The sequence below is a fragment of the Moraxella sp. CTOTU47618 genome, from assembly GCF_032017425.1.
GTDB lineage: Bacteria > Pseudomonadota > Gammaproteobacteria > Pseudomonadales > Moraxellaceae > Faucicola > Faucicola tetraodonis.
In genome coordinates this window covers 112,611-124,860 of record NZ_DALZPW010000002.1, presented here as the reverse complement: position 1 = coordinate 124,860, position 12,250 = coordinate 112,611, and the positions used below count along the sequence as shown (strand labels likewise).

Sequence of the window (12,250 nt, the reverse complement as noted above, 5' to 3'; positions counted from 1 at the left end):
TCGATACGGATGGCTAGGATGTCCGAATTTTCTTTGATTTATCAACATTTTCAACACTGTACACGCAAAAACCCTTTGACCCAAGTGGGTATTGGGGATGATTGCGCGATAAGCAGTATCCCAAGCGATTGCGAACTGGTGAGCTGTATTGACACGCTGGTTGCAGGTCGACATTTTCCCTTATCAACATCCGCTTATGCCATCGGCTATAAATCGGTCGCGGTCAATTTATCCGATTTGGCAGCGATGGGGGCGACACCCTATGCGATATTGTTGGGTATTAGCTTGCCTGCTAAGCTTGCACAGGATGACTGGCTCAAACCATTCGCCCAAGGTATCGCGGACATTTGCAACCGATTTGATGTCGAGCTTATCGGTGGCGATACCACCCAATCAAACACCTTAACCCTCTCTGTCACTGCACTGGGGTTTGTGCCAACTGGGCAAGCTATTACCAGAGGTTGCGCAAAAGTCGGTGATATCATCTGTGTCAGCGGTGAGATTGGCTCAGCAAGTTTTGCGTTACAGCAGATTTTTAACGCTGAAAAATCTGAGCAGCACAATATCGCTTTACAACCAATCGCTTTACAGCCGGCACTCGATTTACCTGTTCCGCAAGTTGATCTAGGGCAAAAATTACGTGGGTTTGCCCATAGCATGATTGATATTTCAGACGGGCTAGGACAGGATTTGGGTCATATCCTGACCGCATCAAAGGTGGGCGCGGTGGTCGATTTAGCCAGCATTCCAACGCACCCACGATTACAAGCCTTGCCAAATGCTGATAAGTGGCAACATCAGCTCAATGGCGGTGATGATTATCAGCTGTGCTTTACCATGAGTGAGCAAAATTTTGTCAAATTTAATCAACAGTTTTCGGATAAAATTTTTGCCATTGGCAAAATTGTCACAGAAAACGGCTTGAGGCTGACTTATAATAACCAACCAATTGAATTTTCGATCACTGGCTATCAGCATTTTTAGCCAAAGAACTTCCTATGACTCAACTGCATAAACCCGACGTCCGTAAAGCCAATGTTTGCCCGCCTTGTCCACCAACCGCGAGCGTTTGGGAAAAGCTGATTTATTGGCTCGGTATCGGCTTAGGCTCAGGATTGCCAAAGCGTGCTGCTGGGACGTGGGGCACGGTGGGCGGACTGGTGGTTGCCATTCCGATGTTATGGCTGGGGTTCTGGGGGTTCTTGGCGGTTACGGTGGTGGGCGCTCTAGTCGGTAGTTATATCTGCGGTAAAACGTCTGATTTGATGGGTGTACACGATGACCCGCATATCGTATGGGATGAATGGGTCGGCATGTGGGTGTCACTCTTGCCAATTTTATGGCTGCATTTCTACGATGATGCTTTATTGCAAGGTCATCAGTTAAGTTTACTGCTACTATACTTTGCTGCATTTGTCGCGTTTCGTTTTTTTGATATTTTAAAACCCTTTCCGATTAAATGGGTGGATAAGAATGTGAGCGGCGGTTTTGGTATTTTGATTGATGACATTTTGGCGGGGCTGATGACAGGGGTTGTGCTAATAGTCTTTGTGAGTGTGCTCGTTACTTATGTTTAATCTGTTGTATCATTAAAATTAATTTAAAAAAAATAAGGGATTCCCATGACCAACTTAACCACCATCATCATGGCAGCGGGCAAAGGCACTCGCATGAAATCGAGCAAGCCAAAAGTGCTACAACCGCTGGCAGGCAAGCCTTTGCTACATCACGTACTCGCCACTGCCAAACAATTGGGTAGCCAAAAAAATATCATTATCTATGGTTTTGAAGGTCAACAAGTCAAAGATGCCTTTGCCGATGAACAAATTGATTGGGTCGAGCAAGCTGAGCAATTGGGCACGGGTCACGCGGTGCAAATGACTTTGCCGGTGTTGCCTACGGATGGGAAAAGCTTGATTTTGTCAGGCGACGTGCCCCTTATTGGCGTCGATACCTTAGAGAAACTGGCAAATACAGACAGCCGTTTTGCCATGCTGACCCTAAACTTATCCAACCCGTTCGGTTTGGGGCGTATTGTGCGTGACAACGACCAAGTAATCGCCATTGTCGAAGAAAAAGATGCCAACGATGAGCAAAGACAAATCACTGAAATCAATAGTGGTGTGTACTGTGTCGCCAATGATATTTTGCATCGATATCTCAATAACTTGACCAATAATAATGCCCAAGGCGAATATTACCTGACCGATATCGTCAAAATGGCGGTAGATGACGGCATCGAAATCGCCACCGTATCGCCGACCTACCAGTTTGAAATCGAAGGCGTGAATGACCGTCTGCAGTTGGCAAATCTAGAGCGTACTTGGCAAACGCATCAAGCCCAAGCGCTGATGCAACAAGGCGTACATTTGATTGACCCAAGCCGTTTTGATTTACGCGGTTCGCTTAAAGTTGGCAAAGATGTGCAAATTGATATTAATGTCATCATTGAAGGTGACTGTGAGCTAGGTGATAACGTCAAAATCGGCGCAGGTTGTATCATCAAAAACAGCAAAATCGCCAGTGGCACTGTGGTGCAACCTTACAGTCTATTTGACAATGCGGTAGTGGGTGAAGACAACCAAATCGGACCATTTGCCCGTCTGCGCCCTGATGCGGTCACTGACAAAGAAGTGCATATCGGTAACTTTGTGGAGCTTAAAAACACCCAAATGGCAAGCGGCGCTAAAGCCAATCATTTGGCGTATTTGGGCGATGCCACCATTGGACAAAAGACCAATATCGGCGCAGGCACCATCACTGCTAATTATGATGGCGTTAATAAGTTTAAAACCGAAATCGGTGATGAGGTCAGAATTGGCTCAAATGCGGTGCTGATTGCCCCTGTGACCATTGGTGACCGTGCCACCATTGGCGCAGGCAGTGCCATCAGTAAAGCCTGCCCTGCCGAAAAACTGTCTATCGCCCGTGGCAAACAAGTCACCATTGAGGGTTGGCAACGTCCTGAAAAAAAATCTTGATATTTGAATTTTTGCCTAAATTTAACAAATTCTTGCTTAATACCATAAACTTGCTTTATACGATAAAGCCGTTTGGTTAAGCAACAATAAAACAATCTAACGACTGTGTAAACGGGGGGATTGTTTTTCACAGCAGTCAAATTTGATTGCTCACACCAAAAACTGGATACTAAGGAACAGTTATGTGCGGTATCGTTGGCGCCATTCGTGCGCAAGACAATGTGGTAGATTTTTTAACCGATGGCTTAAAACGCCTAGAATATCGGGGTTATGACTCATCGGGTATTGCGGTGCAAACCGATGAAGGACTCAAACGCGTGCGCCGAGTGGGGCGTGTTGCCTTGATGGAAGCTGCTGCCAAAGAGCGGGGTGTCTACGGTCACACCGGCATCGGTCACACTCGCTGGGCGACCCACGGCGGTGTCACTGAGCCAAACGCGCATCCGCATATCTCAGGTGATTTGATTTCGGTGGTACATAACGGCATCATCGAAAATTTTGAAGCCGAGCGCGCCCGCCTTCAGCAAAATGGCTATCATTTTGAGTCACAAACCGACACTGAGGTCATCGCCCATGCGGTGCATCAGCACTACGTACAAAACGGCGGTGATTTATTCAATGCGGTACAAGCGGCGACCCAGCAATTTCATGGGGCGTATGCAATTGCGGTGATTGCCAACGATATGCCACAAAACATGGTGGTGGCGCGTATGGGCTGTCCGTTACTTATTGGCTTAGGTGAGCATGAAACCTTTATCGCATCGGATGTCTCAGCAGTTGTCGCCTTTACCCGTCAAATCATGTATCTTGAAGATGGCGATATTGCCCAGTTGACCGCAGATGGCGTGGCACAAATGATTGACAAACAAGGCAATCCAGCGACCCGCAAAGCTACCACTTCGCAAGTGTCCTTAGCGTCTCTTGAACTAGGGGCTTATAGCCACTTTATGCAAAAAGAAATCTACGAGCAGCCAAAAGCAGTGTCAGATACCGCCGAAATCTTTTTGGATGCGGGGTTTATCGCCAACAACTTTGGTGAAAATGCTGAAGCCGTTTTCAATGATATCGACAGTATTAAGATTCTTGCCTGTGGCACGTCGTATTATGCTGCATCGACCGCCAAATATTGGTTGGAAAGTATTGCCAAAATTGCCACCGATGTCGAAATCGCTAGCGAATACCGTTATCGTGAGGTGATTGCCAATCCAAAACGATTGATTATCACCATCTCGCAATCAGGGGAAACGCTAGATACCATGGAGGCGCTAAAATACGCACAAGCCTTGGGTCACAAACATAGTCTATCCATCTGTAACGTGATGGAATCTGCCTTGCCTCGCGCCAGTGAGCTAGTAGTCTACACCCGAGCCGGTGCGGAGATTGGGGTCGCCTCAACCAAAGCCTTTACTACCCAGTTAGTGGCTTTATTTGGTTTGGCGGTGACACTCGGTCGTGTGCGTGGCTATGTGGATGACACTAAACTGGTCGAATACACCAATGCGCTGCGTAGCTTGCCCAATGATATTCAATATGCGCTCAATCTTGAGCCACAGATCAGCAGCTGGTCAAGCAAATTTGCTGATAAGCCAAGCGCGCTGTTTTTGGGGCGTGGTATTCATTACCCGATTGCATTAGAAGGCGCATTGAAGCTCAAAGAAATCACCTATATCCATGCGGAAGCCTATCCCGCTGGCGAGTTAAAACACGGTCCACTGGCATTGGTTGATGAAAATATGCCTGTGGTGGTGATAGCGCCAAATGACAGCCTACTTGATAAAGTCAAAGCCAATATGCAAGAAGTCTCGGCGCGTGGTGGTGAGTTGTTTGTATTTACCGATCTTGACAGTGATTTTTCCGATAGTGAAGGCGTACACGTGATTCGCACCCCACGTCATATTGGCGTGTTATCGCCTATTGTACACACCATTCCTGTACAATTGTTGTCTTACCATGTTGCGCTTGCCAAAGGCACAGACGTTGATAAACCCCGTAATTTGGCCAAAAGCGTCACGGTGGAATAAGCTAAGCTATAAGTTAAGCTGACACAAAAAAACCGCTAATCGTTAGCGGTTTTTTTTTGGAAAAAGTATTAAGAAGGGTCATCATCGTAGGTATAATAGCTATTTGCGGTTTCATCAAAGCTGTCGATACGTTCAGGATAATTGCCTTCATTAAAGCGCTTTTCGTTATGGTCATGGGCGTGACGCACATCGTGATTGTAAGCAATTAACGCCTCGTTATTTGCCAAAAAACTATCAGGATTTGCCATGACCCACATTTGGTTAAAAACATCTGAGCGCGCCGATAAATTCAGTAACACGCCAGGTTCCGTAAAATAATAAAACTTGGATAATAGCTTAATCTGCCCATTTTCCAGTCGTCTGGCGATATGATACGCTTGTAAATCTTTTGGGTGTTTTAAACCCACCGCACCGACAATCGCTGCCAATGATTTAAGCGTATTTTTATGAAAATTATAGACTCGCTGTGCCTTATCAGGAATATGTAATGCCCGCTGACGATAGGGGTCTTGGGTGGCAACTCCAGTTGGGCATTTGTTGGTATGGCACGCGCGCGATTGGATACAGCCCACCGCAAACATAAAGCCACGCGCTGAGTTACACCAATCTGCACCCAGCGCTAGCATGCGAGCGATATCAAAGGCAGAGATGATTTTACCACTGACACCGATTTTGATTTTGTCACGCACCCCCGCACCCACCAGTGTGTTGTGCACAAGCAAAAAGCCATCGAGTAGTGGCATGCCAACATTATCCATAAACTCAACAGGCGCAGCACCTGTACCGCCTTCTGCACCATCAACCACGATAAAATCAGGGTAATTATCTGCTTCAATCATGGCTTTGACAATCGCCATAAACTGCCAAGGCTGTCCGACACACAGCTTAAAACCAACCGGCTTGCCCCCTGACAATTCACGCAGCTGTTGCCAAAACTGCACCATCTCACGCGGGGTAGTAAAGGCTGAGTGGCTCGCTGGAGAAACGCAGTCTACATCCATCGGCACATCACGGGTTTCGGCAATTTCCGGGGTGATTTTTTCTTTGGGCAACACCCCGCCTTTACCAGGCTTTGCCCCTTGCGACAGCTTGATTTCAATCATTTTGACTTGCTCAATGCGCGAGCGTTCAGCGAATTTTTCGGCGCTAAACGTGCCATCGTGATTACGGCATCCAAAATACCCGGTACCCAGCTCCCAAATCAAATCGCCGCCGTGTTCTTTATGGTACGGACTAATCGCACCTTCACCTGTATCATGAGCAAATCCACCGAGTTTTGCGCCCTGATTGAGCGCTTCGATTGCCGCGGCTGAAAGACTGCCAAAACTCATGGCAGAGATATTAAACACCGACATCGAGTAGGGCTGCAGGCATCGTTCACCGCCCACCATAATACGAAAATTGGTTTCTTTGAGGGGGTAGCTAAGGGTGGATTGTAAAAACCATTCTTTGCCAGACTGGTATAGATTTTCTAAGGTACCAAAGGCATTGGTATCACTGACGTTTTTGGCACGTTGATAAGCAAGCGCACGCTGCTGGCGCGAAAACGGCACGGCGGCTTGGTCATCTTCAATCAAATACTGGCGCAGTTCAGGTCGAAACTCTTCCAATAGATAACGAATATGTCCCGAAATTGGGTAGTTACGTAAGACGGCATGGTGGACTTGTATCAAATCATAAATGCCCACCACAAAGCCCACCAGACCAATCACTATCAGCCACCATTTAAGTAGCACAATCCCCAACGCAAGGATAGCAAAGGCAATGACAAACACGCTGTAGCGAAACACAACGCCTTGCAAATAGGGCTCTTTATGGGTAGGGGTTACCGTGATATCAGTGCGCTTGTCAACCATGACAATCTTCCTTATCAGATAGGATCGCGGACAAAATAATCATCGCAAATTTGTGGTTATTTTAAATGTCGGAGAGGGGAATGCGATTACAAAATGGTCAATCACTTGTCAGCCGTGTGCGCCGACAAGTGATTGTGTGATTAAGCTTGAAGGGCAGCGGCGTGGTGAGCAAAATGGTCAGCGATAAAACTACTGATAAAATAGTAGCTATGGTCATAACCGTCGTGCATACGCAGCGTCATCGGATAATTGGCATCCTTGGCAGCTTGCGCAAAAAGCTCAGGTTTGAGCTGCTCAGCCAAAAACTCATCCCCACTACCTTGGTCAATCAATAGCGGTAATTTTTTGCTATGCGCAGACTGTTTCATCCACGCTAAGCTATCGTAGCTTGCCCAGGTGCTTTGGTCATCGCCTAAGTAAGCGCTAAAGGCTTTTTGTCCCCAAGGCACTTGTGACGGTGCGACGATGGGGGAAAAGGCCGATACGCTGGCATAGCGCTGCGGATTGCGTAGGGCAATCATCAGCGCGCCATGTCCACCCATACTATGACCAAAAATACTGCGCTGGTCACTGGCTGGGAAATGCTGTTCAATTAGATTAGGCAACTCATCGACGATATAATCATACATCTGAAAATGCGTTGCCCAAGGCGCTTGGGTGGCATTGACATAAAAGCCTGCCCCTTGCCCCAAATCATAAGCGCTGTCATCAGGCACATCATTACCGCTAATATCAATACCCCTAGGACTGGTATCGGGTGCTACCACAATCACGTTGTGACGACTGGCATACTCAGCAAACCCAGATTTTTGAATAAAGTTTTGCTCAGTACACGTCAGCCCTGATAGCCAATACAGCACCGCACATTTTTGAACTGTTGTTTCAGTGGTTTTGGCTGCTTCATGGGCGATGGCTTTGGGTGGCAAATAGATGGCAAATTTCATCTCCGTGTGTGTGGTAGCACTGGTATGCTGCCACACTTGTAGGTCACCACCGTGCAATTTATGCGATTCAATTTTTTTCATGGTGAGTTTCCCATTCTTTTTAACGCTAAGTTTGGTAGTGGTTTAGTAATGCACCACTGAACGAATGGACTCACCTTTATGCATTAAATCAAATGCGGCATTGATATCTTCAAGCCCCATGGTATGGGTGACAAAAGGTGCCAGTTGGATATCACCGTGCATGGCTTGCTCCACCATACCTGGCAGCTGCGAGCGACCTTTCACCCCACCAAATGCAGAGCCTAACCAGCGGCGACCTGTCACTAGTTGGAACGGACGAGTGGAAATCTCTTGACCTGCAGCCGCGACACCAATAATCACGCTTTGACCCCAGCCACGATGCGCGCATTCAAGTGCCGAGCGCATGACATTGACGTTACCAATACATTCAAAACTGTGATCCACACCCCAACCTGTCATCTCAACAATCACTTGTTGAATGGGTTGGTCATAATCTTTTGGATTGACAAAATCGGTCGCGCCAAACTCACGGGCTAACTCAAATTTTTCAGGGTTGGTATCAACCGCAATAATGCGTCCTGCTTTGGCAAGTTTGGCACCTTGAATAACAGCAAGCCCAATACCACCAAGCCCAAATACCGCGACGCTATCGCCTTCTTGTACTTTAGCGGTATTTTTTACCGCACCTAGTCCTGTGGTCACGCCACAACCTAATAGACAGACTTGCTCAGGATTGGCTTCAGGATTGATTTTGGCAAGCGATACATCAGCAACGACAGTATATTCACTAAACGTCGAACAGCCCATGTAGTGATAAATTGGCTGACCTTGATAGCTAAAACGGGTAGTACCATCAGGCATCACGCCTTTACCTTGGGTGGCACGCACTGCGACGCATAGATTGGTTTTGTCACTTTTACAAAATAAACATTCACCACATTCAGCCGTATATAGTGGAATGACATGATCACCAGGTTGTACACTGGTTACCCCTTCACCGACTGCCATCACAATACCTGCGCCTTCATGACCCAAAACCGCTGGGAAAACCCCTTCAGGGTCATCGCCACTCAAGGTGAATGCGTCCGTGTGGCAAACGCCCGTATGGGTAATTTTGACGAGTACTTCACCTTTACGCGGTGGCTCGACGTCGATTTCGACGATTTGTAATGGTTCTCCCGCAGCAAAAGCTACCGCAGCACGCGATTTGATAGGTTTGGTAAAATCTAATGGCGCTGTGGCCGCAGTCATATCAGTCATCGGTTTATCCTTGTTATATTGGTTTTATTAAAAATGCCTTTGGTCGGCATTATAACATAACCCATTATCGCATGATTAAGCTCAAAATTGTAAGCAATTGGGTTTAATTAAATCATCATTAAAATTAAAAATTTGAATTGGATTTTTAAAAATATTTAACAAGAAAATTTTGCCCATACCTTACAAAAAGTCATCGATAAAACGCCCGTTAAAAGAGTAGTGATTATCACGTTGGGTGATTTGCTAGGCGTTAAAGGCAAGTTTGTCAATCTTGGCGTCAAATATGTCAAAAAACTGGTAGCACCTTACCAAATTGACAACAACTATCAGCCGTTACGCTTAAGTCAGGTATTAACAGCTGCTCAAAATTTACCTTATCAACCGCCAAATAAATCACTGGATGATGTTGCCTTTATTCAATACACAGGCGGCACCACAGGCAGGCCCACGTCATTATGCATTTATTGAACAATTGCCCAAAACCGCGGTTGGCAAAATTCAAAAGACTCAATTACGACTGATTGATCAATAGGGCTTTTTACCGCTTTTTACGCCATTTTTCTTTATACAACCGCTTAATACAAGCGCTTAGATAAGCTGGGGCAACCTGATAGACTAGAACAGGCTGGGCATTTGATGGCTAGTGTAAATCACTTGTCACTATTTTATCAACTTTTCAGCCTGTTTTTTCAATCATCACTTTTTTATTCAATGATACTTTTACATTTAACAATCATCCATAGGGTTTTTTAAGCAACCCTATGATTATTAAGCACATTTTTTCAGCCTAACCGACACGGTTTTAAAGGCAGGCATGCCTGATTTTTTATCAAAATCTGTCATCGCAATCAGTGGATTGGCTTCAGGGTAGTACATGGCTAGATTGCCTTTAGGGATATCATACAAAATGACTTGAAAGCCTGTGACTTTTCGCTCAATACCATCGCCGTATTCACTTTGGATAGTCACCTTATCACCTGCTTTTAAATCCAATCTATCAGCATCATCAGCATTCATAAAAATTACTTGCCGCGTGTCAAAAACGTTGCGATAGCGGTCATCCAACCCATAAATGGTGGTATTGAATTGGTCATGAGAACGGATACTGGTTAGTGTTAATAAATCATCGGGCTGAGCCGTCAATTTATCTGCATAAATCTCGGTTAACGGTGTAAAGAAAAAGGTGGCTTTACCAGATTGGGTCTGCCATTCATAACGGTTGGCAGGATGCGGTAGATGAAAGCCTTGTTTGGTATAGACTTTTTGGTTAAAGTTATCAAAGCCTTCAATGGCTTTAGCAATGTCATTACGAATTCGGTCGTAATCTTCTACATACCAAGCCCAACGAATCGGGCTATGCCTAAGTGTAGCCGCAGCGATACTTGCGATAATCTCAGTTTCAGCGCGCAATTTATGTGAAACAGGCTGACGCGCTCCTTGTGACAACACCACATTACACATGGAATCTTCAATACTAATGTATTGGTTATTGTCGCCTTGCTTATCAATTTCTGTTCGTCCTAAACAAGGTAAAATAATGGCTTCTTTACCATGAATCAAGTGGCTACGATTGAGCTTGGTCTGTATCTGTACCGTTAACTCACAGCCGCGAATACCCGCTTCTGTACGTGCTTTATCGGGGGTTGCCACTGCAAAATTGCCCGCTAGGCTCATAAATACTTTAACCTTGCCTTGTTGCATGGCTTCAAGGGTCTCTACAACGTTATAGCCATGCGCTCTAGGGGACTTAATGCCAAAAACTTTGTCGATTTGATCAAGTAGCTTATCTGAAGGCTTGTCCCATACACCCATGGTACGGTTACCTTGAACATTACTATGCCCACGAATCGGCGCAAGTCCCGTCCCTGTCTTGCCAATATGCCCCATAACCAAGGCTAAATTTGCCAATATATGCACATTGTCCGTACCATGACGATGCTGGGTGATGCCCATACACCATGTTAAAATAGGACGTTTACTCTCTCGATAAAGCTGGGCTAGTTGCTCAATTTGCTGCGCGTCTAACCCTGTAATATGATAAATGGTTTGCCAATCGGTCGCCCTTACCCCTGCAATCATTTCATCAAAGCCTACGGTCTGGGCTTGAATAAAGTCATGATCAAAAATAGCGGCTTTACCGTTATCCCGTGCCTCGCGATCCCAATTATCTAAATGCTTGAGTATGCCCGTCATTAACGCATAGTCTGAGCCAATGTTTAGCTGGAAAAAATAGTGACTAAGTGGCGTGCTACCATTTGTCAGCATTTGGCTTGGGCGTTTTGGATCTTGAAAACGGGTAAGTCCCCGCTCTTTAAGCGGATTAATCACAATGATTTTGCCACCACGCTCAGCGACATTTGCCAATGTTTCTAGCATACGTGGGTGATTGGTACCTGGATTATGCCCAAAACTCCACACGCTGTCACAATGCTCAAAGTCATCCATTACGATGGTTGCTTTACCTAAGCCGATACTATCTTTTAACCCCACACTGCTTGCTTCATGGCACATATTGGAGCAATCTGGCATATTGTTCGTGCCATAGCATTTGGTAAATAACTGATACAAAAACGACGCTTCATTACTGGCTCGACCAGAGGTATAAAAGACAGCTTCATTCGGGTCATCCAATCGATTGAGATGACTGGCAATCAACTGATAAGCAGCTTCCCATTCGATGGGTTCGTACTTATCAGTCGCCGCATTGTACTGCATAGGCTCAGTCAAGCGTCCTTGGTTTTCCAAGAAATAATCACTTTGCGCGAGCAGTTCAGTGACGGTATATTTGGCAAAAAAATCAGCCGTCACGGTTTTTTTGGTGGTTTCAAATGCCGTTGCTTTAGCCCCATTTTCACAAAAATTAATGGGCTTTTTTTTGCCGTTTGGAAATGCACAACTTGGGCACTTAGTGCCAAATGGCTGATTTAGGTCTAATAATGTGATTGGCGCACGGGTCAATGCCTGCTGCTTTCGCATATTACCTTGCACGGCTATCAACGCACCCCAACCCCCAGATGGCGTAATAAGCGCATCAAGTTTATTATCGGTTTGGTTCAAATCGGTGGTATGAGTCAAACCATGAGGAAGATTGACATAGTCAAAAATTTGATTCGTCAACGTATGGAAGGGTTGCATTAATCGCATGGCATTTTCCAAAATATTTGAGG

At 45.8% G+C, this 12,250-nt stretch carries 9 protein-coding genes; 5 read left to right on the top strand and 4 right to left on the bottom strand.

Annotated features, from left to right (window positions below; translation table 11 throughout):
- Window positions 1-18: 18 nt before the first annotated feature.
- From thiL to glmS, 4 genes are all read left to right on the top strand, one after another.
- Window positions 19-984, top strand: coding sequence for a thiamine-phosphate kinase (gene thiL / locus RTS09_RS02745; RefSeq protein WP_312534129.1), 966 nt, complete (start codon window positions 19-21; stop codon window positions 982-984).
- 14 nt (window positions 985-998) lie between these two features.
- A complete protein-coding gene (locus RTS09_RS02740; protein WP_312534126.1) occupies window positions 999-1,577 on the top strand; it encodes a phosphatidylglycerophosphatase A family protein in 579 nt (192 codons plus the stop codon).
- 45 nt (window positions 1,578-1,622) lie between these two features.
- Window positions 1,623-2,981: a bifunctional UDP-N-acetylglucosamine diphosphorylase/glucosamine-1-phosphate N-acetyltransferase GlmU gene (gene glmU / locus RTS09_RS02735; protein WP_312534123.1), complete on the top strand. Its 1,359-nt coding sequence runs from the start codon at window positions 1,623-1,625 to the stop codon at window positions 2,979-2,981.
- Window positions 2,982-3,163: 182 nt separating this feature from the next.
- Entirely contained in the window at window positions 3,164-5,002 is a 1,839-nt protein-coding gene (glmS, locus tag RTS09_RS02730; protein WP_312534120.1) for a glutamine--fructose-6-phosphate transaminase (isomerizing), read from the top strand.
- Window positions 5,003-5,070: 68 nt separating this feature from the next.
- On the opposite strand, the gene RTS09_RS02725 is transcribed toward glmS, so the two are convergent.
- The 3 genes from RTS09_RS02725 to RTS09_RS02715 all read right to left on the bottom strand — a co-directional run bounded on the left by RTS09_RS02725 (window position 5,071) and on the right by RTS09_RS02715 (window position 9,035).
- The gene (locus RTS09_RS02725) at window positions 5,071-6,858 is read right to left on the bottom strand and encodes an FMN-binding glutamate synthase family protein (RefSeq protein ID WP_065253834.1); all 1,788 of its coding nucleotides are present in this window, start codon (window positions 6,856-6,858) and stop codon (window positions 5,071-5,073) included.
- A gap of 140 nt (window positions 6,859-6,998) precedes the next feature.
- A complete protein-coding gene (fghA, locus tag RTS09_RS02720; RefSeq protein ID WP_312534115.1) occupies window positions 6,999-7,883 on the bottom strand; it encodes an S-formylglutathione hydrolase in 885 nt (294 codons plus the stop codon).
- Window positions 7,884-7,925: 42 nt separating this feature from the next.
- Window positions 7,926-9,035, bottom strand: coding sequence for an S-(hydroxymethyl)glutathione dehydrogenase/class III alcohol dehydrogenase (locus tag RTS09_RS02715; RefSeq protein ID WP_312534375.1), 1,110 nt, complete (start codon window positions 9,033-9,035; stop codon window positions 7,926-7,928).
- A 267-nt stretch (window positions 9,036-9,302) separates the two neighbouring features.
- Here RTS09_RS02715 and RTS09_RS02710 point away from each other — a divergent pair, with 267 nt between their 5' ends.
- Window positions 9,303-9,551, top strand: a complete 249-nt coding sequence (locus tag RTS09_RS02710) for an AMP-binding protein (RefSeq protein WP_007115126.1) — start codon at window positions 9,303-9,305, stop codon at window positions 9,549-9,551.
- Between the two features lie 300 nt (window positions 9,552-9,851).
- Here the strand turns inward: RTS09_RS02710 and RTS09_RS02705 are convergent, their stop codons facing one another.
- Complete coding sequence (locus tag RTS09_RS02705; RefSeq protein ID WP_312534107.1) at window positions 9,852-12,227, bottom strand: FdhF/YdeP family oxidoreductase; 2,376 nt, start codon at window positions 12,225-12,227, stop codon at window positions 9,852-9,854.
- Between the last annotated feature and the right edge of the window lie 23 nt (window positions 12,228-12,250).